We start from the raw sequence: 23,245 nt of genomic DNA on the forward strand, positions 1-23,245 counted from the left end.
CGAACCATCGCGATGACCGAAGCGCCACCGCGACACGAAAGGGAGGCTGACTATGCCCACTTCGGGCCTTTCCCGCGACAAGATCATGGTGCGCGTCGTCGCTGGCGCCGCGGCGCTCGTTTCGTTCCTGGCACTGATGGCCGGCAGCGCCTTCGCCGCCGGCTCGAGCTTCGTAGTGCCCGCGGCCATGGACACCAAGGAAGTCCACATGCCGGGCGACTACTTCGCGCAACCGGTGATCGTGGTGCATGCCGGCGATACCGTCACCTGGATCAACGATGACAGCGTCAAGCACTCGGTCGTGTCGTTTCCCGGTCTGCCGGTCGACTTCCACCTCGAACTCGACGCCGGCAAGTCCGGCACCTTCCAGTTCGACCAGCCCGGCGTTTACCGCTATTACAGCGACCAGCAAGCTACCTACGGCAAGATGATGGACGACGCGAAGGCCGATAAGGGAACGGGCGTCTACCCCGCGCCGATGCGCGGCGCAGTCGTGGTGCTGGACGGCAACGACGGTCTGCCGGCCAGCAGCAGCGCGACCGTTGACATCCCCGGGGACAGCATGAAGTTCACCCCCTGGGCGCTGGTCGTGAAGGCCGGCGACACCGTCACCTGGACGAATCATGACGACGACATGCTGCACATGGTGAGTAGCGTGCCCGACCATGCGGCCGCCGCCATCCCCCCCATAAGCCTGCCGGCCGCAACGGGAACGGGCACCTTCACCTTCACGCAGGCCGGCGTGTACTACTACTATTGCCCGGTCCACGCCTCCTACAAGGCCGACGAGGGCATCTTGTACCCGCTCGAGAGCTACGGCATGTTCCCGTACTTGATGGACGGCATCGTGATCGTGACGCCCAACTGACGGAGGGCCGCGCGTCACTTCAGAGGGGCTTGAAGCGCTCGAACGTCTCCTCGCACGCCTCGCAGGTCCGGATCTCCCGGCAGAGGGTAGAGCCGAACGGGTTCCGCAGGCGCGTGTCCGGGTGGCCGCAGCGCGGGCAGCGCACCGGCGCGTCGAGCGCTATCTGCAGCAGCCCGCCATGCGGCTGCGGCGGCGCGATGCCGAACTCCTCGAGCTTCCGGCGCGCCTCGTCGGTCATCTCGTCGGTCGACCAGGGTGGCGAGAGGCGTCTGCTCACCTCGACGTGCTCGACGCCCGCACCGCGCACCGCCGCGGCCACGTCGGCCTCTATGACGGCGAGGGCCGGGCAGCCGGAGAAGGTGGGGGTTATGACCACGCTCACGACGCCACTGCGTTGCCCCGTGGCGGCGGCGTCGGCGGCCGGCCGCGCGTGAGCTACTTCGCGCACCAGCCCCATCTCGACGATGTTGAGGACGGGTATCTCCGGGTCATGCACGGTCGTCAACGCTTGCCAGACGCGGTCCAGCACGGGGTCGGCGGTGACCTGGGGTCGCATGGCGCTCACCAGCCCTCGGCCAGCGGGTCGTTGCGCGCCACCGACTGCATCTCGGCGAGAAGTGCGACCAGCGGACCGCCGGAGGACCGGGCGCGCCGGTCGGATGGCTCACTGCGCGCCGCCGCGGCCTTGGGTGGCGCTACGTCGACGCGTTCCAGCGCCCCCTTGATGCGCTGCATGACGGCCCCCTCGAGCTCGGAGGTGTCCGGGTAGATGCCGGCAACCGTCAGTGAAGCGTCGCCGGGAAGGGGCGCCAGCAACTGCGGGAGCAGCGGCCAGAGCGTGTCGAGCGCGGCCACGAGCCGCCGCCGCGACTCGTCGGTGCCGTGCGCCAGGCGCTCGAGCCAGAGCGCGCTGTGGCGCAGGTGGAACAGTTCCTCGCGGTTCACCTTGGCGGCCACCTCCGCCACCGGTGCGTAGCTCGAGCGCATCAGGCGGGGGAGGAGCTCGGCCTCGTAGCTGTCGAAGAGGAACTGGCGGAGCATGGTGAACGCCCAGTCGCCCTTGGGCTGCTCGACCAGGCTGGTGCTGCGGAAGGCGACGGCCTCGCGGGTGAAGGCGAGCTCGTCCGGCTCGGGGCCGCCAAGCCCCTGCACCAGTTCGTACCAGAGCACCGCGTGGCCGATCTCGTCTTGGGCCACGTTGGCTATGGCGATGTCCTCCTCGAGGATCGGGCCGTGGCCCGTCCACTCGGAGTCGCGGTGCCCGAGCACCAGTTCGTCGTCGCCGAGCGCTGTAAGGCGCTCGATCAGGGCCTCGCGGACGGCGGCCGTCAAGGGGAGGGGAGGGCCAGGGTCCTCGCTCATTCGGGCACTCCCTCCTCCGCGTCCTTGCGGGCGACGGCGCTGCTCGAGTAGATGGACTGTTGCTTGTAGGTCTTGTCGAGCGCCGGCCCGAACCAGGGGTCGGCGACCGCGGGGTCGGAGCGGACCACCGCGTCCGCTTCGATGAGCCACAGGGCGAGGATGGGAGCGTCGGCGAACTCTCGCAGCGCGCGCGCTAGGGCGCCCTGCAACGTGGGCGCCGCGACCTCGCCCACCAGGTCGCCGAACGTCATCGAGCGGCGGTTGCTCGACTTGCGCACAACGTAGTAGCGCTGCGCTGCGGCGGTCTCATCCGGGGTCGGCTCGGCGGAAGCCGCCTCGGCGTGGCCCTCCAGCTCCTGCGCCGTCCAGGCGTGAACGCACGCCGCCGGCGCCACCCACATGCTCACCGCCGAGGGCCGGCGCGCGAAGACGGTGCGCGCCATCAGCAGCGCGTGCTCGGCGTCGGCGGCGTGCACGGAGCCGACGGCCTGATGCGCCTTGCGCTCGTTGTCCTGCTTCAGCACTTCCCAGCGCGGCCACTGGCTGTCGCCCGGTGCCGCGTTATCGGAGGTGGCTCGGGGCCGCAGCTCGCTCATCCGTCCGCCCTCGCTCGCCGCGCGCTCGGTTCAGGCTCCGCCGCCGTGCCGTCCGAGTGCGCCGCACTCGCTGCTTGTGCCGCACGCTGCGTGTGTGCCGCACGCTGTGCGTGCGCCGCACGCTGGGCGTGCGCCGCCATGGCCTCGCGCACCCAGCGTCCGTCCTCGTGTGCCTTCCGCCGGGCGGCCAAGCGTTCGGCGTTGCAGGGACCGTCGCCCTTCACCACGCGCCAGAACTCGTCCCAGTCGATGGGCCCGTGGACCCAGTGGCCGGTCTCCTCGTCGAAGCGCAGGTCGGGGTCGGGGATCTCCAGTCCGGCGGCCATCAGGTCGGGCGCGTGCTCGTCGAGGAACTCCTGGCGCACCTCGTCGTTGGTCTTCACCTTCACGCCCCAACGCTTGAGCTGCGGGGTGTTCGGCGAGTCGGAGTCGTGCGGCCCGAGCATCATGAGCGACGGCCACCACCAGCGGTTTAGCGCGTCCTGCGCCATCTTGCGCTGCCCCGGCGTGCCGGCGGCATAGCGGCGGATCATCTCCTGGCCCTGCTTGTGGTGGAACGTCTCCTCGGCGCAGATGCGCACCATGGCGCGCGAGTAGGGGCCGTACGAGGCGCCCGCCAGCATGACCTGGTTCTTGATCGCCGCGCCGTCGACCAGCCAGCCGATCATGCCCACGTCGGCCCAAGTGAGAGTCGGGTAGTTGAAGACGCTCGAGTACTTGGCCCGCCCCTCGAGAAGGGCGTCGACCATCTCCTCGCGCGAGATCCCGAGGGTCTCGGCCGCGTGGTAGAGGTACTGGCCATGCCCGGCCTCGTCCTGCACCTTCGCGATGAGGATGAGCTTGCGGCGCAGGCTGGGGGCCGACGTGATCCACTCGCCCTCCGGCAGCATCCCCACCCACTCGCTGTGGGCGTGCTGGCTGATCATGCGGATGAGCTGGCGCCGGTACTCGGCCGGCATCCAGTCGCCGGGCTCGATCTTCTCGCCGGCGTTTATTCGCGCTTCGAACGCCGCCAGGAGTCGCTGCTCCTCGGCGTCGCTCAAGGGTAGACCGGGCATCCGACCCCTCCTTTCCGGCGCCATGGGCGCCGAGGGTGCGCGCGTCTCGCTGGACGCGCCCGGCAGCCGCACGCCGGTGGCGGGGCCGTGCCGGCCGCTCTCGCCGCCGCCGTCGTTGGCCGGTGCCAGCGCGCCGCTGCGTCGACTCGGTGGTGAACACTCATGTCGTACCTAGAAGCTAACCCAATGGCCGCACCTTCGCCCGAGGTCTTGTCACCATCGTGCGGCCGCTAAGTACACAAGCTGGTTGGTGCTTGAGCCTGGTCATGCCCCGCTGACCGCGCGGTAGCGTGACCGTAATGATCCGCGGCACCCTCCGGCCGGCCTGGCCGGGGGCCGGCAACTGGCCCCGGGAGCCGCGTGAGGAGGGACGCATGGATACGGTCCGCTTCGTCTCCCCGAAGGGGGAAGTCGTGGGGGAGCTGCCCATCAGCGACGAGGAGCTGCTGGCAGGTTACGAGGCCGTGGCTCGAGCCCGGCACTTCGACGAACGCGCGGTGGTCCTTCAGCGCCAGGGCCGCCTCGGCGTGTACGCGCCTTACAGGGGGCAGGAGGCCGCGCAGGTGGGGACGGCCATGGCCCTCCTCCCCAGCGACTGGTTGGTGCCGAGCTACCGCGAGACGGCCGCCGCCCTCACCCACGGACTGCCGCACAGCCAGCTCCTGCTCTATTGGCGGGCCCATGCCGAGGGCTGGAACTATCCCGAGGGCGTGCGCGTTCTTCCCTTCTACATCCCGATAGCCACGCAACTGCTGCACGCCGTGGGCCTAGCCATGGCGGGCCGGTTCCAGGAGGAACCGTGGGTAACGATGGTGTACGTGGGAGACGGCGGCACCAGCGAGGGCGACTTCCACGAGGCGCTCAACTTCGCGGCCGTGTACAAGGCGCCGGTGGTGTTCGTCGTGCAGAACAACGGTTGGGCGATCAGCGTCCCGACCGAGAGGCAGATGGGGAACGTGCGCATCGTCGACCGGGCCGTCGGCTACGGCATGCCGGGCGTGCGCGTCGACGGCAACGACCTCGTGGCTTGCCTCGTCACCGCGCGTGAGGCGGTCGAGCGCGCGCGCCGAGGTGAGGGACCGACGCTCATCGAGGCCGTCACGTACCGCCTGGCTCCGCACACCACGAGCGACGACCCGCTGCGGTACCGCGACGAGGAGGAGACCGTCAGGCGTGAGGAAGAGGAACCCCTGCGCCGGCTGCGCGCCCTCCTCGCCGCGCGGGCCGTCTGGGACGACGAGCGCGAGGCCGCCCTCGTGGCGCGGCTCGAAGAGGAGTCGCGGGCCGCCCTTGCCGTGGCGGACGCCACGCCCGAGCCGCCCCCCGAGAGCATCGTAGAGCAGGTCTTCGCCGACCTGGGCCCCGATCAGAGGCGCGCGTGGGAGGCCCTCCGTGAAGGCTGAGGCGGTCGGCATCCGCCAGGCGGGCGAGGCGGCGCGCGGCGTCACGATGGTGCAGGCCATCAACGATGCGCTGGGCGTGGCCCTGGCGCGGGACGACCGCACGCTGCTCTTCGGCGAGGACGTCGGCCACATGGGCGGCGTCTTCCGTGCCAGCGACGGCTTGCAGGAGCGTTTCGGCACGGACCGGGTGTTCGACACGCCCCTCGCGGAGGCGGGCATCATGGGCCTTGCCATCGGGCTCGCCCTGGGTGGCATGCGGCCGCTGGCCGAGGTGCAGTTCGCGGGCTTCCTCTACCCGGCCCTGGATCAGGTGATGTCGCACTTGGGTCGGTACCGGCACCGCACCCGCGGGCGCTTCTCGCTGCCCGTGGTCGTGCGCGCGGCCTACGGCGGAGGCGTCCACACGCCCGAGCAGCACGCCGACTCGCCCGAGGGAGTGCTCGCGAGCGTGCCCGGAGTGAAGGTCGTCATTCCCTCCTCTCCAGAGCGCGCCAAGGGGCTGCTGCTGGCCGCGATCGACGACCCGGACCCCGTCTTCTTCCTCGAGGCCATCAAGCTCTACCGTTCGCAGCGCGAGGCCGTGCCGGAGGGTCATTACACGCACCCGCTGGGCCGGGCGCGCGTGGTGCGCGAGGGGGACGCCGTCACGCTCGTCTGCTACGGCGGCATGGTCGAGGTCTGCTCGAAGGCGGCCGAGGTAGCGGCGCGCGAGGGCGTGGAGCTGGAGGTCATCGACCTCGAGACGCTGGTGCCGCTGGACGAGGCCACGCTGCTCGAGTCGGTGAAGCGCACGGGCCGCATGGTGGTGGTCTACGAGGCGCCCCGGAGCGGCGGTTTCGGCGCCGAAGTGGTGGCCCGCATGGCCGAGGAGGCCATCTACTACCTCGAGGCCCCGCTGCTCAGGGTTGCGGGCTGGGACGCCCCCTACCCGCCCTACACCTCACTCGAGCATCACTACCGCCCCGACGCCAGGCGCGTGCTCGAGGCGGTAAGGAAGGTGCTTTCCACCTAGGCCCTCTAGGCCGCCGCCGCTTGCGCAGCCGGCGCCCCATGCCTTAGTATTTAAGGTACTTCTAAGGTAGTGGCGCCGACAGGCCCACGCGTGAGTGGAGGCAGACGATGGATAAGGAACGCGCTAAGGCACTCGAGTCCGCTTTGTTGCAGATCGAGCGGCAGTTTGGTCGTGGGGCGATCATGCGGTTGGGGGCTGAGCCGGTTGGGGTGTTGGGGTCTGGGGTTATTTCGACTGGGTCTTTGAGTGTGGATGTGGCGTTGGGGGTTGGGGGTTTGCCGCGGGGGCGGGTGGTGGAGGTGTATGGGCCGGAGTCGGGGGGTAAGACGACTTTGGCTTTGCATGTGGTGGCTGAGGCGCAGGCGGCTGGTGGGGTGGCGGCGTTCGTGGATGCTGAGCATGCGTTGGATCCGGCTTATGCGGCGGCGTTGGGGGTGGACGTTGATGAGTTGTTGGTGTCGCAGCCGGATACGGGTGAGCAGGCGTTGGAGATCGTGGAGTTGTTGGTGCGGTCGGGGGCGGTGGATGTGGTGGTGGTGGATAGTGTGGCGGCGTTGACGCCGCGGGCTGAGATCGAGGGTGAGATGGGGGATGCGCATGTGGGGTTGCAGGCGCGGTTGATGTCGCAGGCGCTCAGGAAGTTGACGGGGGTGTTGTCGAAGTCGCGGACGACGGCGATTTTCATCAATCAGATCCGGGAGAAGATCGGGGTGATGTATGGGAATCCGGAGACGACGCCGGGGGGTAGGGCGCTTAAGTTTTATGCGAGTGTGCGGCTTGAGGTGAGGCGTAAGGGGGATGTGAAGGTGGGGGTCGAGCGGGTGGGTAATCGGGTGCGGGTGAAGGTGACGAAGAACAAGGTGGCGCCGCCTTTTCGTGAGGCGGAGGTGGACATCGTGTTCGGTAAGGGGTTCGATAAGTTGGGGGATCTGGTGGCGGTGGCGAGTGATCTTGGGATCGTGGTTAAGAGCGGGTCGTGGTTCTCGTATGGGGACACGCGGTTGGGTCAGGGTAAGGAGCGGGCGGTGGAGTTCATCGCTGCTAATCCCGAGCTGATCGGTGAGATCCGCGGCAAGGTCATGGACGCCCTCAAACTCGGAGGCAAGACCGGCACCACGGCCTCGGGCGACGACGCCGAAGAGGTGGAGGCGATGGAGGCATAGGCCAGTACAAAGTCAAGCGGCGGGACAACCGGACCGGCACGATGGCGTTACTATGGCCCAAGACTCGAGGGGGTGACGAGCGTCACCCCGATTCTGCGGGAAGTCGGGCCCGAGCCATCCACCCTGCTGACGCAGCAGCCTTGCAAGTGTCACCCCGCGAGGCGCGACGGTAAGGCCAAGGCGGTTCCGGACAACCCCTGGAGGTGCGATTACCAAATGGGTGTCACCGTACCGCTGAACCGCCGGCAAGACTCGCTTGCGGCGGACACCATCGTCAACGACTTCTCGCTCGTCGTGGCCACCGCCAACGGCACGGGTAGTCAGACCGCCAACATGACGCTCCTGCGCTCCTTCTTCAAGATGGGCATCCCCGTCCACGGGAAGAACATCTTCCCCTCGAACATCCAGGGGCTGCCCACCTGGTACCACATCCGCGTGAGCAAGCACGGCTACGTCGCGCGCCGGCCGTCCGAACTGCTGGTGGCGTTCAACCCGGCAACCCTGCACGAGGACGTCGCCAACCTGCCCGCCGGCGGAGTAGTGATCCACAACTCCGACCTGCGGCTGCGGCCCGAGCGCGGCGACCTTACCTACTACCCGGTGCCCGTCAAGGAACTCCTCAAGGGCGTCGAGGTGAAGGGCAAGATCAAGGAGTACATCGCCAACATGACGTACGTCGGGGTGGTCGCGCACCTCCTCGGCGTGCCACTCGAGGTGATAGAGGAGGCGCTAGGACACCACTTCGGCAAGCGCCAGAAGCTGGTGGACAGCAACCTCGAGGTCGTGCGCCTGTCCCACTCGTGGGCGGTGGACAACCTACCCAAGAACGATCCCTACCGAGTGGAGCCGATGAACGCCACCGAGGGGCTCATCATGATGACGGGCAACGAGGCGGGAGCCCTCGGGAGCGTGTTCGGGGGCGTCAGCGTTGCGGGCTGGTACCCGATAACGCCGTCCACGAGCTTCATCGACTCGCTGCGCGAGTATCTCGGCAAGCTCCGCGTCGACGAAGAGGGCAGGGCCAGCTTCAGCGTCATCCAAGCCGAGGACGAACTAGCCGCCATCGGCATCGTGATCGGTGCCGGTTGGGCGGGCGCGCGCGCCGTGACCGCCACCAGCGGGCCGGGGCTCTCGCTGATGGCCGAGTTCCTCGGGTTGGCTTACTACGCCGACGTTCCCGCAGTGGTGTGGGACATCCAACGCGTCGGACCAAGCACCGGCCTCCCGACGCGCACCAGCCAGGGCGACGTATCCTTCGCCTACTACCTCGGCCACGGCGACACCAAGCAGGTGCTCCTGTTCCCCTCTTCCATAGAGGAGTGCTTCGAGTTCGGCTACAAGGCGCAGGACTTGGCCGACAGGCTCCAGACCCCCATCCTCGTGCTCTCCGACCTCGACCTCGGCATGAACAACTGGATGGGCCGGCCCTTCGAGTACCCGGACACGCCGCTCGATCGCGGCAAGGTCCTGTCGGCGGAAGAGGTCGCGGAGCTTCCCAACTTCGGTCGCTACCGGGACGTGGACGGGGACGGCATCGCCTACCGCACGCTGCCCGGCAACGAGAACCCTCGGGCCGCCTGGTTCGGGCGCGGTACCGGTCACGACGAGAACGCCAAGTACTCGGAGCGCCCGGAGGACTGGGTGGAGAACATGGCGCGCCTGGCCCGTAAGTTCGACACGGCCAGGAACCTGGTGCCCGCCCCGGTCGTCGACGAGCAACCCGGTGCGAAGCTGGGCATCATCGCTTACGGCACCACGCGCTACGCCATCGAGGAGGCCCGCGACCTGCTCGTTGCAGAGGGCATCCCCACGGACTTCATGCGCCTACGCGCCCTTCCGATCGGCCCCGAGGTCGCCGAGTTCGTCGCCGGCCACGATGACGTGGTGGTCATCGAGATGAACCGCGACGGTCAGCTGAAGGCCATCCTCCGCGACGAGCTTCCCGAGCACGCCGCCAAGCTCGAGCCCATCGCCTTCCTCGACGGCATGCCGCTCACCGCGGCATGGGTCGTGGAGCGCATCAAAGCCCACTTAGGGGAGTGACGAGAATGGACAGACCCGCACCCGCCGTCAAGCTCAACCGCGTTGGGCTCAGCAAGAACGACTACGTCGGTAGCCCCTCCACGCTATGCAAGGGCTGCGGCCACAACTCGGTCGCTGCCCAGCTGGTTCAGATCGCCTACGAGCTCGACCTTCAGCCGCACGAGATCATCAAGCTCTCCGGCATCGGCTGTTCCAGCAAGTCACCCGCCTACTTCCTCGGGCAGTCCCACGGCTTCAACTCCTTGCACGGCCGCATGCCGTCGCTCGGGACGGGCGCCCTGCAGGCCAACCGGACGGTGAGGGCCATCGGCATCAGCGGCGACGGCGACACGGGCTCCATCGGCCTCGGTCAGTTCAAGCACATGATCAGGCGCAACGTGCGCATGGTGTACATCGTGGAGAACAACGGCGTGTACGGCCTGACGAAGGGCCAGTTCTCGGCCACCTCGGAAGAGGGCCACAAGCTGAAGTACGCGGGCACCAACCAGTTCCCGGCGCTCGACCTCTGCATGGAGGCCCTCGCCGCCGGCGCCGGCTTCGTGGCAAGGACGTTCGCCGGTGACGCCAAGCAGGTGCGCGAGGTCATCAAGGCGGGCCTCTCGTATCGCGGCACGGCGGTGATCGACATCATCAGCCCGTGCGTGGCGTTCAACGACGAACCCGACTCGCGCCACAGCTACGCCTACGGTCGTGAGAACGAACGCGCGCTGCAGGAGGTCGGCTTCATACCGGCCGAGGAAGAGATCCTCATCGACGACTACGACCCTGGCACGACCCAGGTGGTCGAACTGCACGACGGCTCGCGCATGACCCTCCGCAAGCTCGAAGCCGACTTCGATACGTCCGACCGCGTGAAGGGCATGGCCCGTCTTCAGCAGGCCGACGCCCTGGGCGAGCTGCTCACGGGCATCGTCCACTACGACGACAGCCGTCCGTCGCTGGCCGAGGTGAGCGGCATGTCCGAGACCCCGCTGTCGGGCCTACCAGACGAGAAGCTGCGGCCCTCGGCCGCCGCCCTGGACTCTCTATTGGCCGGTTACGCCTGAGCCAGGGCGCACCTGACGCCCGCCGCCCTGCCGGCGAGCGTGGCGGGCGGCTACGCGTCGTCTGGGTCAGCGAGACCTTCCTGCCGAAGGTCGACGGCGTCGTCACGCGCCTCACCGCCACGCTTACCGCGCTGGAGAAGTCGGGCCACGAGGTCCTGCTACTGGCGCCCCCCGGCGCGCCCGAGCGTTACGGCGCCCACCGCGTGCTGGCGGCGCCCGGCATGCCGTTCCCCTGGTACCCCGAGCACCGGGCCGCGTTGCCCTCGGCGCGCCTGGCGCGGGCCGTGCGCGAGTTCGAGCCGGACCTGCTTCACGTCGTCAACCCCATCTTCTTCGGCGCCTGGGGGGCGCTACTGGCGCGGCGTGCGCGCCTGCCACTGGTCGCAAGCTTCCACACCGACCCGAAGGTGGTGCACCACTTGGGTCTCGGCCTCGTAAGGCGCCCGCTCGAGGTCCTCGACCGCGAGGTTCACAACCTGGCCCACGTGAATCTGTGCACGAGCCCGCAGATGATCGAGCTGGCGCGCGGCCTCGGCATCAGGCGGGTGCGGCTGTGGCAGAAGGCGGTCGACACGGAGCGCTTCGACCCGCGGTTCCGGAGCGCAGCCATGCGCGTCCGGTTATCCGCAGGGCATCCGGAGGCGCCACTGGTCGTTTACGCGGGCCGCGTGTCGTTCGAGAAACGCGTGGACGTCCTGGCAGACGCCGCCATGGCGCTGGCGGCGGAGGGGGTGCGGTTCGCGGTCGTGGGCGAAGGCCCGGCGCTACCCAACCTCAAGGAGCGGCTGAAGGGAACCGCTACGGTGTTCACGGGATTCCTGCAAGGAGACGAGCTGTCGGAGGCGTACGCGAGCGGCGACGTCTTCGCTTTCCCCTCCACCTCGGAGACGCTCGGTTTCGCGGCGCTGGAGGCCATGGCGGCGGGCGTGCCGGTGGTGGCGGCCGCCGCGGGCGGCCTGCCGCACATCGTCAGGGACGGCGAGAACGGGGTGCTGGTGGCGCCGGGCGACGCGCGCGCGCTGGCGGCGGGCATAAGGCGCCTGCTCGACGACGAGGACCGGCGTGAGCGGCTGGCGCGGGCAGGCCGCGCGGACGCCGAACGGTGGTCGTGGGACGCCGCGACCGCAGACCTGGTAATTCGTTACCGGCAGGCCATGCGGGTGGCGCGGCTCGCCCGGGGTGGGCAGCGCTCCGCCCCGCCGCAACCCGCCGCCTCGGTGGGAAGCCCGCGGGCGCCGGGGGTAGAACCAGAGAGGCGATGAGGCGATTCAGGCGAGGCTGGGCCGCGGCGACTAGACGGCCTCGGCCTCCGGCGCCTTCTCGGCCAACATGAGCTTGAAGGCCTCCATCGACGTTGGGGTGGCCACGACCGTCAGCTTGTCGCCCGCGCTCAGTCGGCTCAAGCCGTCAGGAATTATGGCCACGGCATCGTGGAGGATGCTGACCACGAGCACGTCGGAAGGGATGGGCAACTGGCGGATCTCGAGGCCGACCACGACGCTGTCCTCCGGCACCTCCGTCATGTACACCATCTCGTTGCCGTCGGACATCGGCACGCCCTCACCGCGGCTGAGCCGCTCGACGAACTCGCGATCGAGGATCGTGGGGTCGAGCGTGACGACCCGCTTGCGCAACAGGTTGACGACGGTTTGCAGGTACTCACCCTGATGCACAGGCGAGTCACCCAGGTTCTCGACGGCCGACTCGTAAAGCGTGGGGTACTTCGCCCTGTGGCCCAGCCGTTCCTGCACCATGAAGCTGATGGCCACGGCCAACATGGTGGGCAGGATGAGCTGGTAACCACCGGTCATCTCGGCCACCATGATCAGCGTCGCGAGCGGCACGCGCGCCGCGCCGGCGAACACGGCCGCCATGCCGACCACGGCGAAGGCCTGGGGCGCCGGCGCGGACGTTGTCACTCCGTGAAGCGCGGCGGCCATGCCGCCCCCAAGCATGACGCCCACGTACAGACTGGGGCCGAAGATGCCACCGGAGCCACCGGAGCCGATGGTGAGCGCCATCGTCACGAGCTTGCCCAGCGCCAGGGCCAGCATCAACCACAGCCCCAGGTTCCCGTCTATGGCGAGTTGCATCCAGCCGTAACCGGTGCCCAACAACTGCGGGAAGACCATGGCTATGAGGCCCATGGCCAGCCCGCCGACCGCGGGTTTGAGGTGTTTGGGCATGCGCAACTTGCCGAAGGCATCGCGGATCCCGTAATAGACGCGGGGCATGAGCGCGCCGAGAAGTCCGGCCATGATGCCGAGGAGCGCGTACCAGGGCAGCTCTCGCGCGCCGGTGAAGCCTATCGGTCCGACGAGCTTGAAGAGGGGCGCGAAGCCCGTGAAGCTGCCGCTGATCGCGTAAGCCGTCGCCGCGCCGATGAACGTATACACCAGCACGGCGCTCTCGAACGCCAACCCCGAGTACAGCACCTCGACGGCGAGGATCGCCGTCCCGAGCGGGCTGCGGAAGATGGCGGAGAGGCCTGCGGCCATGCCGACGAGCATGAGGGTGCGGCGCTCGTCGTCCGGCAGTTTGAGCCAGGTGGCCGTGATCGAGCCGAACCCCGAGGCGATCTGTGCGGTGGGACCCTCGCGCCCGGCCGACCCCCCGGACCCGATCGTCAGCGCGCTGGCGATTATCTTGACGATGGGCACCCGGGTACGCACGTAGCCGCCCAGCCTGTGGAACGAGCGAATGGCCGCGTCGGTGCCGTGCCCCTCGGCTTCAGGGGCGACGCTGAAGACGAGGATCCCGGCCAGCAGACCCCCTAGCGTGGTCGAGACGGGTATCAGCCAGTTGAGGAGCGGCAGGGCCGGCGACGCACCCAACTCCGAAGCCTCTTGCGTCGTGAGCACCGGCATGTGCCCGATGCCGACGATAAGCAGGTCGCTGACGCGCTCCACCATCCACAAGAAGAAGTGACTGCCGGCCGCGCCGACGACCCCCACGATGATGCTGAGGAACACGAGGCGTGATGTCTTGTCGAGCTTGAGGAGCCACCTCATGTTTGCCTTCCCTGCACCGACCAAGCCTTCCTGGCCCCGGCCGAGCTGCCGTCCACGAACGTCTGGCGCCGCCGGTACGCCCGGTCAACCCCGGATTCTACGCCCGGTGCGCTCATCTGCGTGGGAGGTGGCCCCGGAAGCCGCGGGAGTTGGCGTCAGCGGTCTTGGCGGAGGGCCCTCCCGGACATGCCCGAAAGGGGTCCGCGGTGTTAGCATCCGCGGCACCGCGATGCTCCTCGCCATCTACCTCCCCGCGACGCTCCTGGCCATCTGCGACGGGTTGCTGATACCCACGCTGCCGGTATTCGTCGAGAGCCTGGGCGCGGGGCTGGCCGTCGTGGGCCTCGTGCTGGCGGCCGAGGGCCTGGGGACCCTGTTGTCCGACGTGCCGGCCGGTCACGTCGTCAACGGGATGCGGCCCCGTCCCGCCATGCTGCTGGGCATCGGCATCGTGACGGTCGCCGCGCTCGCCAGCGCCCGGGCGCCTAGCCTCGCGTGGTTGTTCTTCTTCAGGCTGTTGTCGGGTGCGGGCCTGTCCGTGTGGAACGTCTCGCGCCACGCTTTCCTCGCCGGCGCCACCAGCAGCGCCAACCGCGGCCGGACGATGGGCGTGTTCGGCGGCGTCACCCGCTTGGGCGGCTTCTTGGGGCCGGCCATCGGCGGCCTGTTGGCCAGCGCGGTCGGCCTGCGGGCGCCCTTCTTGCTCTACGCCCTGGTTGGCGCCGGCACCATGGTGCTCCTCGCCTCCATCTTGCCGCCGGACGCCATGCGGACCCCGGCCCACCGGACGGCGGACGGTTGGGGGGAGCGTAAAGCACGCCGCGCCGCCCTTGCCGCCTCGCGGGGCAAGCTCCTCAACGCGGGTGGCGCCCAGCTACTGGGTCAGGCCGTGCGCGCCGGCCGGCGAGTGCTCGTGCCGCTCTACGCCACGCAGGTCCTCGGACTCGACGTCGGAGTCGCCGGCCTCATCGTGAGCGTCTCGAGCCTGGCCGACATGTCGCTCTTCTACCCCGCCGGCCTGATCATGGACCGGCTGGGCCGGAAGTTCGCGATCGTCCCCTCGTTCGTCGTGCAGGCGTTGGGGATGGCCCTCGTCCCGCTGTCGGGTGGGGCCTTCGGCTTGGGCGCCGCGGCGGTGCTCATGGGCGTCGGCAACGGGTTGAGCGCCGGCACCATGATGACGCTGGGCGCCGACCTGGCCCCCAGGGGGGCGGTGGCGGCCTTCCTGGGGCGTTGGCGGCTGGTAGGTGACGCCGGCTTCGTGGCCGGACCGCTGGTCGTCGGGTTGGTGGCCCAGCAGTTGGGGCTCGGCACTTCGGCGCTGGCGGTGGCGGCGATCGGCGCCGGGGCGGCCTCCTGGTTCGCCTTCGGTGTACCCGAGACCCTCAAGCGGCAACCAGCTGAGGCGGCAGTTACTCCCCCCAAGTGAGCCTCAGGACCCGCAGCCAGTTCAGGTAGCCGATCTTGCGCAGGCTCTCGTCGTCGTAACCCGCCTGCGCGAGGGCGTTCATGAGGTTCGGGACGTGAGCCACGTCCTTCACCGCGTCGGGCATGGTGGCGCCGTCGAAGTCGGAGCCGAGCGCCACCCGGTCTATGCCTAGCGTGTCGACGAGGTGATCGACGTGACGCACCATCACGTCCAGCGGCATGTCGGTCTCACGCTTCCCTTCCGGATGGAGGAAGCTCGTGTTGTAGTTGAGGCCCACCACGCCGTCCGATGCCTTCACGGCGGCCAACTGCTCGTCGGTGAGGTTACGGGGCGACGGGCAGACGGCGTGGGCGTTCGAGTGCGTAGCCACCAACGGCTTCTCCGAAAGCTCGGCCACGTCCCAGAAACCTCGTTCGGTCATGTGCGAGAGGTCGAGCATGATGCCGAGCTCGTTGCAGCGCCTGACGAGGGCGCGGCCATGCGGCGTGAGCCCCGGCGCCACGTCGGGGCTGCTGGGGAAGAGGAACGGCACGCCGAAGCCGAACAGGTTGGGCCGGCTCCAGACCGGCCCCAGCGAGCGCAGGCCCGCGGCGTAGTAGGTGTCGAGCGCCAACAGGTCGGGGCCGATGGCCTCGGCACCCTCGAAGTGCATGATGCCCGCCATCACGCCGTCGTCGAAGGCGCGCTCGAGCTCCGCCGCGCTCTTGACCAGCCTGAAGCGGTCCTCGGGGTCGGCGTCCCAGGCCAGCAGTTGGGCAACGCACCTGTCGGCGTGGGCGCGGGCCACGGCGATGTCGACGGCGCCGGCGGGCGCCACGGGGAGGTCGCGGCCCTCGCTGATGTCCTTGTACTTTTCGGGCAGGGGCGCCGACGGCGTCCACACGGCGAAGAAGCCTCCGACCACGCCACCCTCACGGGCGCGGGCGTAGTCGAGGTGACCGTCCTCGTGGCGCGCGAAGAAGTCACGGGTCGGGTCTGCCAAGTGCATGAGCAGCGTGTCGTTGTGGCCGTCGAAGACTGGGATCATGCCCCAGAGGTTACCGCCAACGTGGCCGACCGGGCCGCACTCGATTAAGCTGGCCTGGCGACACGGTTTCCAAGTGCACGCGAGGAGAGTGTGGGTTGGCCGACGACAGTGGCGACAAGCGTAGGACGCGCAAGCGGCGTCAGGCCCGACGGTCCGACAAGGACGAGGCCGGTAGCGGTTTCGGCGTAACCGTCAGGGCCCGCGACCTACCCGTCAAGGCGGAGGTCAAGCGGGTGCGGCGCAAGCCGCGGGCCAAACGGCAGGCGGCCGAGTTGGTCAGCCCGGGCACGGACGGCGCCCAGCACTTCACCGACCCGGACCTGCGGCGCCTTCACTCGCGCGGCTACTTCGACGAGTTCGTCGGCCTTATCAAGGGCGGCAAGGAAGCCACGGTGTTTCTCGTGAGGCGCGGTGAAACGCGCCTGGCGGCCAAGGTGTACGCCGACATCGAGGCGCGCTCGTTCCGCAACGACGCCCCTTACTGGGAGGCGCTGAAGTTCGAGGACGAACGCCTGGCGCGGGCCATCAAGCGCAAATCGCGCGCCGGCCGCAAGGCTCAGGTAGCCCTTTGGGTCATGCGCGAGTACGCGAACCTGTGGCGGCTGCACGAGGCCGGCGTGCGCGTTCCCGTGCCGGCGCTGCCGCCGGAGCCCAGTGCCTGGGCGGCCGCCGGCAGCGTGGTGCTCATGGAGTTCGTGGGCATCGGCGACGAGCCGGCCGAGCGCCTCGCCGACGTCCGGCTGGCGGCCGAGGAAGCCCAGGCGGCGTACGAGCAGGCAGCCGACCTGGTGGTGAGGCTGGCGGCGTTGGGGGTGGTGCACGGCGACCTCTCCACCTACAACCTGCTGTGGCATTCGGGCGAGATCGTGCTCATCGACCTTCCACAGCTCATGGACGTGCGCGTCGGACATGCGGCCCGCGAGCTGCTGGATCGCGACCTGGCCTCCCTCACCTCGTCGTTCAGCGCGTTGGGCGCGACGGTCGACGAGGGGGCGCTGGCCGCCAGGGTCATGGCCGCGCTGCCGCCAGAACCCCCGAGGGAGGACCTGCTGGGCCCTCAGGGTTCCTGAGCAGCACGGCACGGCGCTCCTTGGTTGCGCGTTCGGCGCACGGCAGTTGATAAAGTGGCCCCCAAGTCATTAGCAAGGCGGACGGCGGCGCGCTCGACGAGCGGGCCCCGGCGGCCGCTCCAGCTGGTCGCGCCGCATGGGCGCTAGCCGGCAGCCGTGGAGTCCGCCAGGCTGGGAGGCAACATGAGCCCGTTGGATCCGAAGCGAACCGTACGAGAACTGAAGGAGCTGCGCGCTCTGACGGGCGACGAGAACGGCGCCTGGCGAGTGGCCTGGACGGACACGTGGCTGAAGGCCCGCGAGTTCATGCGGGCCAAGACCGACGCCCTCGGCCTGGAGACGCACATGGACGTCGCCGGCAACGTCTGGTCGACGTTGCCGGGCGAGTCGGACGTCGAGCTGCTGATAGGCGGGCACATGGACAGCGTGCCGGGCGGCGGTTGGCTGGATGGCTGCCTCAACGTCCTCGCCGGCCTGGAGACCGTCAGACGCATCAGCGAGCAGTACGGCGGCAAGCCGCCCGTGACCGTGCGACTCGTCGACTGGGCGGACGAGGAGGGCGCGCGCTTCGGCCGCAGCCTGCTCGGGTCGAGCGCGGCGGGTGGAACGCTCGTGCCGGACGAGGAGCGCGACCGTAAGGACGCCGACGGCGTCCTGCTCGTCGACGCGCTCAAGCGCTGCGGGGTGGACCTGGACCGCATGAACGACGCCCACGCCGAGCTGAAGAAGGCGGGCGCCTACCTCGAACTGCACATCGAGCAGGGGCCGGTGCTGCTCGACCTCGACCTGCCCCTGGGCGTCGTGCTCGGCACCTTCGGGGTAGAGCGTCACGGCATCCACTTCCGCGGCCAGGCCGCGCACTCGGGTTCAACCCCCATGAACCGCCGCCGGGACGCCTTCCTGGCCGCCGGCAAGATGAGCCAGGAGATCTACGAGATCACCGACGACTTGGGCGGCGTCTGCACCATCGGCAGCTGCATCACGCGGCCCGGCATAGTGACCTCGGTCGTGGCCGAGTGCGACATCACGCTCGACCAGCGGCACCTCGACCGCGAGGCGCTCACGAACATGTACCGCCGCGCCGTGGAGGCCAGCGAGCGCTTCGCGGCCGAGGGGAACGTGGAGGTGTCGTGGAGCAACATCTGGGGCATCGACCCCATGCCCTTCCACCCCGACCTGATCGCGCTGGCCGACGAGGCCGTGCGCGAGGCGTCCGGCACCTCACACCAGTTGCCCAGCGGTCCCTTGCACGACGCCGCAGAGGTGGCGCGCGCCGGCATCCCGACGGTCATGCTCTTCGTGCAGAGCCTCTACGGCATCTCGCACAACAAGATCGAGGACACGCGCGAAGAGCACATCGAGCAGTCGGTCGTGGCCCTCGACAGCCTGGCAAGCAAGACCATGGCCTGGCTGCAGCGCTGAGGTGAGGGCCGGCCGCGCCGCTGATCGCCCGTGGCGCGGCAGCGCCGCAGAGGCGCGGCACCGGCCCGGCGGCGTGACACCGCCCCAGCGGCGCGGCACCGCCGCTCCGGCGGCTAGCCCCGCTTGCCCCTGATCCAGTTGCCGATCTTCGCCCTCACGCTCGGCCGGCCGGTTCGGGCCTCCGCCCGGTCGGCGGAGCGCGTGAGCCACAGGCCCGCATTGACCCCCAGGTACCGAAGAGGCTCGGGCTCCCAGTCACGCCAGCGGTGCTGCACCCACGGGAGGCCGGTGCGTTCAGTCTCGCGCCCCAGCGTCAGCTCTGCCAGCGTGCGCCCAGCGAGGTTGGAGAGCGCCACGCCGTCACCCACGTAGCCGCCGGCGAAGCCCAGGCCCGAGGCGGTGTCGTAACTGACGCTCGGACGCCAGTCACGGGGCACCCCTAGCGGGCCGCCCCAACGGTGGCTGATCCGCACGCCGTAGAGGTCGGGGAAGAGCTCCACCAACAACCTGTCGAGGTGAGCGTGCACCACGGCATCGGCGTCGTAGTCGGCCTGGATGGCCGAGCCGAAGTGATACGGCGCGCCCCGCCCCCCGAGCGTCACGCGCCCGTCGGCCGTCCTCTGGCCGTAGATCACCATGTGGCCGTAGTCGGCGAACACCTCGCGGTGGGGCAGCCCGACGGCGGCCAGCCGCGCCTCGTCGAGTGGCTCGGTTGCGATCATCAAGGAATACAGGGGTATCAGGGTGCGGCGCTCGCCGGGCAGGTCGCGCGTGTAGCCCTCCGTGGCCCTGAGGACGCTGCGCGCGGTGGCTGTGCCGGAGCCCCGGGCGCTCTCGAACGTCACGCTGCCCGCCGCGAGCGCGGTGGCGTCGGCATCCTCGTAGATGGTCACCCCCAGGCGTTCGACGGCCACGGCCAGGCCGTTGACCAAGAGGGCCGGCTGCAGGGCGGCGGCGCACGCCATGAAGCTGGCGCCCTGCACCCCGGACATGCCGGTGAGCCGCCGCGCCTCCTCGGCGCTCAGGTACCTGACGTCCTCCGCCGTGAGGCCTAGCGCGTGCTGCTCGGCCACGTCCTCGCGGGCCCGCGCCGCCTGCAGCTCGGAGCGCGCCAGGAGGAGGCGGCCGCCCATCTCGAAGTGGCAGTCGATGCCTTCTTCGTCGCTGACCCGTCCGACCTCGTGGACCGCGTTCATGGCCGCCCGCTGGAAGGCCATGGCATTCTCGCGGCCGTGGCGATGAGCGAGCGTTGCCAGCCCGAGCGGATACTCGGGGTGGCACCAGCCGCCGTTGCGCCCGGACGCCCCGAAGCCGACGTGCTCGCGCTCGAGGACCACCACGCTCAGCGTCGGCTCGAGGTGCTTGAGGTAATAGGCGGTCCACAGGCCCGTGAAGCCGGCCCCGACGATGACCACGTCGGCAGCCACGTCGGCCGGGGGCGGCGTGCGAGTTCGGCCCGCGGGTACCTCTTCCCACCACAGGGGTGATGTCTTGGCTTGGTCTAGCGGCATGCGGGCTCCAAGGGGCCACGGGCGCGGCCTGGTTCGGCTCGCTGTCAGGATAACGCGTACGCCTCGGCGCGTTGACGGCGGTGGCGGTCGCGGGTCGGTCGCCTCACGGCCCCAGCGGTCGCAGGTAGGTCGGCTCGCGCCCCCAGGGGTCGCGGGTAGGTCGTCGCGCCGGCCGGTTGCAGCGGGTGTGAAGTCGTTTGGTGGGCGATGAGGGATTCGAACCCCCGACCCTCCGCGTGTAAAGCGGACGCTCTTCCGCTGAGCTAATCGCCCGGAATCCCCCACTCGGTGAGTGTGGCCCCGGCATTATGTCATAGCCGCCTGCGGCAGGGACACCCGGCGCGGGACCCGAGGGCACCGGTGGCCGGCGAGGGATATCATGGCGCGAGAACCCCCCAGACGAGCGGGCGTCAACTCCGCGCGGACGTTCGGACCGCAGTCGGGCAAAGCATCGACCCTTGGAGAACCGTGAGCAGCGAAAGCAACACCAGCCGTGAGATAGGTGCAGCCGAGCAACCGCCCCAGGTGGCCGACGCGCTGGAGGCGTGGGAAGCGCGCACGCGGTCGCCGCGGCTAGCCTCGAGGTTGGCCCAGGAACTGCTGGCGAGCGGAGTCGAGGGCGGCGTTCGGGACCTGGCCCGGGCCACCTTGGCGGTGGCGAAGTTGGCGCTGAACGAGCCGGCAGTGGCCATCGAGCTGGCGGCACAGGTGTCGGAAGCGGCGGAAGGCGCTTGGGAGCCCGGCCTGCCGGCCGTAGGCGCAGTCGTCACAGAGGCGCGCTTGACCGAACTGCGGGCCGCGTACGTCCTCGACGACGTGGCCGGTGCCCTGCGCCTGGGGCGCGAATCGCTGGTTCTGGCCAAACGTTACGCGCTGCCCCTCCTGGCGGCACGGGCGCACAACGACCTGGCCGCCGTTTACGGCTCGCGCGACCTGCTGGACATGGCCGTCAAGCACCTCAAGACCGGCATCGCCATCTTGGAAGCGGCGGGAGAGCCGGTAGCGCCCTCGCTCCTCACCAACTTGGGCAACGTCTACCTCGACACGAAGCGTCTGGACGAAGGCTTGGCCTGCTTCGAGCGCGGGCGCGCGGGCTTCCTGGCCCGTGACGATCGCTTCGGGGCCGGCATCGCCCGGTCGAACGAGGGGCGGGCGTTGGGCAGGCTCGGGAGGCATAGGGAGGCGATAGCGGCGCTCGAGGAGGCGCTCGGCTGGTTCGCCGAGGTCGAGAATCGACGCTACTACTCGGTGACGCAGGCCAAGCTGGCACAAGCGCAGGCCGACGCCGGCGACAACCTGCTCGCTGAACGGCTCTTCAAGGAGGCCATCGCCGGTTTGGAGGAGCCTCACGACGGCTTCGAGGCCGAGATCCGGGCCGGCTACGGCGATTTCTTGCTGACGACCGGAAGGCCCGCCGAAGCGCTCGAAGAGCTGAGCCTCGCTGCAGAGCTGTTCCGTGCGGCGGACAAGCACAAGGCAGCCCTCGGCCTGGAGCGGCAGATGGCCGCCGCCTTGGCCGCCCAGGGCCGGTTCCATGAGGCGTACGAGACCCTCGACGGTTTCCTGGATGAGCGCGGGCGCACGGAGGCGCACCATAGCAGTCAAGTGCTCACCCTCCTCTTGACACAACTGGAGGTCGGTCTAGGCGACGAGCACGAGCTGAACGTGGTGGCCCGGCAGGCGGTGATCGAGGCCAACCAGAACCTGCGCGAACAGGCCGAGCGCCTGGAGAGCCTGAGCACGACGGACGACCTCACGGGCCTGTTCAACCGCCGCTACTTCCGCGGCAGATTGACCGAGGAAGAGGAGCGCGCCGACCGGCACGGTCATGACCTGGTGGTGGTGCTGGTTGACGTCGACAATTTCAAGAGGGTCAACGACGATCATTCCCATTCGGTCGGGGACGAGGTTCTCGCACGCATGGCTCAGCTATTGAAACGGGCCTTCCGTGCGTCCGACGTGGTGGCGCGCTGGGGTGGGGAGGAGTTCGTCGCGTTGTTGCCCGGCTCCGACAAGGCCGCGGCCCACGAGGCGGCCGAACGGGCACGGGCGCTGGTCGCCGAACACTACTGGGACGAGCTGGCACCCGGACTGGCGATCACCGTGAGCGTGGGGGTGGCCGCGCTTTCCGAGGTTGCCGAAGGTGACCCCGAGCAGCGGGTATCCGACCTCGTGAAGCTCGTCGATACGCGCCTTTACACGGCGAAGCGAGACGGCCGCAACCGCACGCAGGCCTAGGTCGTGGGGCGGGCGTGAACCGAGACCGGGCAACGGTCATCGCCCGTTGGCAGGACCTGGAAACCCCGCCCGGGGGGTATGTGAGCGAAAGTGGAGGGCTCGGAATAAGGGGGAGGTTCAGAGTAAGGTGGGCGCCCGCACCCGAGCGCCCATCTTGGTGACCCCTACGGGATTCGAACCCGTGCCGCAACCTTGAAAGGGTTGTGACCTAACCGCTAGTCGAAGGGGCCAAACTTCAGCCGATCATACCTGGTGGGTCGTGCAGGGCTCGAACCTGCGACCCGCTGATTAAAAGTCAGCTGCTCTACCGGCTGAGCTAACGACCCAGCAGCTCAAGCAGTATTAGATGCCCTCCCGCATGGTGTCAAGCGCGTGTACTGGTCCAGGCTTCTTGAGTCGGGTGGGTGGTTCCTGGTGTGATGGCACTCGTTTGGGTGAGGCTACCGCCAGCGCCGGCGACCTCGATGACCATTCCCTTGTTCCCCTACATATCGCCTGCTAGACTGTTGGCCAAGTCGGTTGTGAAAACGCGCACTAGAGGCGCGCGACTCGCACCAAGGCTTCGAATGGCGATTCGTTCTTGACTCAGGTCAGTGTCGCAACGACGCCGTGCCTGGCACGAAGGGAGCAGACTCCTTGTACCTAGAGGTTCTGATGATGTTCTTGGCGGCCGGGTTCATCGCCGCTGCCGCGTTGGTGGCAGGAGGGCTGGTGGGGCCCAAGCGTCCGGGCGCCGCCAAACTGGCCGCTTACGAGTCGGGCATTCCAGCGGTGGGTTCGGCACGCCAGCGCTTCCCCGTTCACTTCTACCTGGTGGCGATGGTGTTCATCATCTTCGACCTCGAGACGGCGTTCTTCTACCCGCTCGCCGTCAAGTTCAACGCCGCCCCGCAGTTTCTCTTCACCAACGCGATCATCTTCGTGGCGATCCTCGCGGTCGGGTTCTTGTACCTGGTCCGCAAGGGCGTCCTGAACTGGAAATGAGC

At 69.1% G+C, this 23,245-nt stretch carries 19 protein-coding genes and 3 tRNA genes; 12 read left to right on the forward strand and 10 right to left on the reverse strand.

The genetic code is table 11. The features are described 5' to 3' along the window. Positions 1–52: 52 nt before the first annotated feature. Positions 53–868, forward strand: coding sequence for a plastocyanin/azurin family copper-binding protein (locus ROY82_02560; protein MDT3681351.1), 816 nt, complete (start codon positions 53–55; stop codon positions 866–868). A 19-nt stretch (positions 869–887) separates the two neighbouring features. Here ROY82_02560 and paaD read toward each other — a convergent pair whose 3' ends face one another. The 4 genes from paaD to paaA are packed head-to-tail and all read right to left on the reverse strand — an operon-like array spanning position 888 to position 3,884. Then, entirely contained in the window at positions 888–1,424 is a 537-nt protein-coding gene (gene paaD / locus ROY82_02565; protein MDT3681352.1) for a 1,2-phenylacetyl-CoA epoxidase subunit PaaD, read from the reverse strand. 5 nt (positions 1,425–1,429) lie between these two features. Next, a complete protein-coding gene (gene paaC / locus ROY82_02570) occupies positions 1,430–2,230 on the reverse strand; it encodes a 1,2-phenylacetyl-CoA epoxidase subunit PaaC (protein MDT3681353.1) in 801 nt (266 codons plus the stop codon). Next, complete coding sequence (locus ROY82_02575; GenBank protein ID MDT3681354.1) at positions 2,227–2,826, reverse strand: phenylacetic acid degradation protein; 600 nt, start codon at positions 2,824–2,826, stop codon at positions 2,227–2,229. The genes paaC and ROY82_02575 overlap by 4 nt, the downstream gene beginning before the upstream one ends. After that, the gene (gene paaA / locus ROY82_02580) at positions 2,823–3,884 is read right to left on the reverse strand and encodes a 1,2-phenylacetyl-CoA epoxidase subunit PaaA (protein MDT3681355.1); all 1,062 of its coding nucleotides are present in this window, start codon (positions 3,882–3,884) and stop codon (positions 2,823–2,825) included. Before paaA ends, ROY82_02575 begins: the two co-directional genes overlap by 4 nt. 374 nt (positions 3,885–4,258) lie before the next feature. Here paaA and pdhA point away from each other — a divergent pair, with 374 nt between their 5' ends. From pdhA to ROY82_02610, 6 genes are all read left to right on the forward strand, one after another. Then, positions 4,259–5,287: a pyruvate dehydrogenase (acetyl-transferring) E1 component subunit alpha gene (gene pdhA, locus ROY82_02585; GenBank protein ID MDT3681356.1), complete on the forward strand. Its 1,029-nt coding sequence runs from the start codon at positions 4,259–4,261 to the stop codon at positions 5,285–5,287. Positions 5,288–5,333: 46 nt separating this feature from the next. Then, a complete protein-coding gene (locus ROY82_02590; GenBank protein MDT3681357.1) occupies positions 5,334–6,299 on the forward strand; it encodes an alpha-ketoacid dehydrogenase subunit beta in 966 nt (321 codons plus the stop codon). 107 nt (positions 6,300–6,406) lie between these two features. Then, on the forward strand, positions 6,407–7,462 hold the full coding sequence (gene recA, locus ROY82_02595; protein MDT3681358.1) for a recombinase RecA: 1,056 nt from the start codon (positions 6,407–6,409) through the stop codon (positions 7,460–7,462). 216 nt (positions 7,463–7,678) lie between these two features. After that, positions 7,679–9,505 carry a 2-oxoacid:acceptor oxidoreductase subunit alpha gene (locus tag ROY82_02600; protein MDT3681359.1) on the forward strand — a complete coding sequence of 609 codons (1,827 nt, stop codon included), beginning with the start codon at positions 7,679–7,681 and terminating at the stop codon, positions 9,503–9,505. A gap of 5 nt (positions 9,506–9,510) precedes the next feature. Further along, positions 9,511–10,551, forward strand: coding sequence for a 2-oxoacid:ferredoxin oxidoreductase subunit beta (locus ROY82_02605; GenBank protein MDT3681360.1), 1,041 nt, complete (start codon positions 9,511–9,513; stop codon positions 10,549–10,551). A gap of 80 nt (positions 10,552–10,631) precedes the next feature. Continuing rightward, positions 10,632–11,813 (forward strand): glycosyltransferase, encoded by a 1,182-nt coding sequence (locus tag ROY82_02610; GenBank protein MDT3681361.1) that lies wholly within the window; start codon positions 10,632–10,634, stop codon positions 11,811–11,813. 30 nt (positions 11,814–11,843) lie between these two features. On the opposite strand, the gene ROY82_02615 is transcribed toward ROY82_02610, so the two are convergent. Continuing rightward, the gene (locus ROY82_02615) at positions 11,844–13,562 is read right to left on the reverse strand and encodes a chloride channel protein (GenBank protein ID MDT3681362.1); all 1,719 of its coding nucleotides are present in this window, start codon (positions 13,560–13,562) and stop codon (positions 11,844–11,846) included. Between the two features lie 229 nt (positions 13,563–13,791). On the opposite strand from ROY82_02615, the gene ROY82_02620 reads away from it, so the two are divergent. After that, positions 13,792–14,991, forward strand: a complete 1,200-nt coding sequence (locus ROY82_02620; GenBank protein MDT3681363.1) for an MFS transporter — start codon at positions 13,792–13,794, stop codon at positions 14,989–14,991. Here ROY82_02620 and ROY82_02625 read toward each other — a convergent pair. Then, on the reverse strand, positions 14,975–16,018 hold the full coding sequence (locus ROY82_02625) for a dipeptidase (protein MDT3681364.1): 1,044 nt from the start codon (positions 16,016–16,018) through the stop codon (positions 14,975–14,977). The genes ROY82_02620 and ROY82_02625 overlap by 17 nt on opposite strands. A 95-nt stretch (positions 16,019–16,113) precedes the next feature. On the opposite strand from ROY82_02625, the gene ROY82_02630 reads away from it, so the two are divergent. Next, positions 16,114–17,088 carry an RIO1 family regulatory kinase/ATPase gene (locus ROY82_02630; GenBank protein ID MDT3681365.1) on the forward strand — a complete coding sequence of 325 codons (975 nt, stop codon included), beginning with the start codon at positions 16,114–16,116 and terminating at the stop codon, positions 17,086–17,088. A 183-nt stretch (positions 17,089–17,271) separates the two neighbouring features. Next, a complete protein-coding gene (locus tag ROY82_02635) occupies positions 17,272–18,510 on the forward strand; it encodes a Zn-dependent hydrolase (protein MDT3681366.1) in 1,239 nt (412 codons plus the stop codon). Positions 18,511–18,623: 113 nt separating this feature from the next. Here the strand turns inward: ROY82_02635 and ROY82_02640 are convergent, their stop codons facing one another. Continuing rightward, the gene (locus tag ROY82_02640) at positions 18,624–20,021 is read right to left on the reverse strand and encodes an FAD-binding oxidoreductase (protein MDT3681367.1); all 1,398 of its coding nucleotides are present in this window, start codon (positions 20,019–20,021) and stop codon (positions 18,624–18,626) included. Between the two features lie 198 nt (positions 20,022–20,219). After that, positions 20,220–20,294, reverse strand: a tRNA-Val gene (locus tag ROY82_02645). A gap of 195 nt (positions 20,295–20,489) precedes the next feature. On the opposite strand from ROY82_02645, the gene ROY82_02650 reads away from it, so the two are divergent. After that, positions 20,490–22,259, forward strand: coding sequence for a tetratricopeptide repeat-containing diguanylate cyclase (locus ROY82_02650; protein MDT3681368.1), 1,770 nt, complete (start codon positions 20,490–20,492; stop codon positions 22,257–22,259). Positions 22,260–22,414: 155 nt separating this feature from the next. On the opposite strand, the gene ROY82_02655 is transcribed toward ROY82_02650, so the two are convergent. Together ROY82_02655 and ROY82_02660 are read right to left on the reverse strand one after the other, a co-directional pair. After that, a tRNA-Glu gene (locus ROY82_02655) sits at positions 22,415–22,489 on the reverse strand. Between the two features lie 20 nt (positions 22,490–22,509). After that, positions 22,510–22,585 (reverse strand) — tRNA-Lys (locus ROY82_02660). Positions 22,586–22,895: 310 nt separating this feature from the next. Between ROY82_02660 and ROY82_02665 the strand changes: the two genes are divergently transcribed. Continuing rightward, positions 22,896–23,243: an NADH-quinone oxidoreductase subunit A gene (locus tag ROY82_02665; GenBank protein MDT3681369.1), complete on the forward strand. Its 348-nt coding sequence runs from the start codon at positions 22,896–22,898 to the stop codon at positions 23,241–23,243. The last annotated feature ends 2 nt before the right edge of the window (positions 23,244–23,245 follow it).

The organism is Truepera sp. (assembly GCA_032027045.1).
Lineage (GTDB): Bacteria > Deinococcota > Deinococci > Deinococcales > Trueperaceae > JAAYYF01.

Bases quoted from the DNA above. Each gene is read 5' to 3' on its own strand.
- ROY82_02640 (MDT3681367.1), bottom strand. From the start codon at position 20,021: ATGCCGCTAGACCAAGCCAAGACATCACCCCTGTGGTGGGAAGAGGTA.
- ROY82_02605 (MDT3681360.1), top strand. From the start codon at position 9,511: ATGGACAGACCCGCACCCGCCGTCAAGCTCAACCGCGTTGGGCTCAGC.
- ROY82_02620 (MDT3681363.1), top strand. From the start codon at position 13,792: ATGCTCCTCGCCATCTACCTCCCCGCGACGCTCCTGGCCATCTGCGAC.
- recA (MDT3681358.1), top strand. From the start codon at position 6,407: ATGGATAAGGAACGCGCTAAGGCACTCGAGTCCGCTTTGTTGCAGATC.
- ROY82_02615 (MDT3681362.1), bottom strand. From the start codon at position 13,562: ATGAGGTGGCTCCTCAAGCTCGACAAGACATCACGCCTCGTGTTCCTC.
- paaA (MDT3681355.1), bottom strand. From the start codon at position 3,884: ATGCCCGGTCTACCCTTGAGCGACGCCGAGGAGCAGCGACTCCTGGCG.
- pdhA (MDT3681356.1), top strand. From the start codon at position 4,259: ATGGATACGGTCCGCTTCGTCTCCCCGAAGGGGGAAGTCGTGGGGGAG.
- paaD (MDT3681352.1), bottom strand. From the start codon at position 1,424: ATGCGACCCCAGGTCACCGCCGACCCCGTGCTGGACCGCGTCTGGCAA.
- ROY82_02560 (MDT3681351.1), top strand. From the start codon at position 53: ATGCCCACTTCGGGCCTTTCCCGCGACAAGATCATGGTGCGCGTCGTC.
- ROY82_02625 (MDT3681364.1), bottom strand. From the start codon at position 16,018: ATGATCCCAGTCTTCGACGGCCACAACGACACGCTGCTCATGCACTTG.
- ROY82_02635 (MDT3681366.1), top strand. From the start codon at position 17,272: ATGAGCCCGTTGGATCCGAAGCGAACCGTACGAGAACTGAAGGAGCTG.
- ROY82_02600 (MDT3681359.1), top strand. From the start codon at position 7,679: ATGGGTGTCACCGTACCGCTGAACCGCCGGCAAGACTCGCTTGCGGCG.
- ROY82_02575 (MDT3681354.1), bottom strand. From the start codon at position 2,826: ATGAGCGAGCTGCGGCCCCGAGCCACCTCCGATAACGCGGCACCGGGC.
- ROY82_02590 (MDT3681357.1), top strand. From the start codon at position 5,334: ATGGTGCAGGCCATCAACGATGCGCTGGGCGTGGCCCTGGCGCGGGAC.
- paaC (MDT3681353.1), bottom strand. From the start codon at position 2,230: ATGAGCGAGGACCCTGGCCCTCCCCTCCCCTTGACGGCCGCCGTCCGC.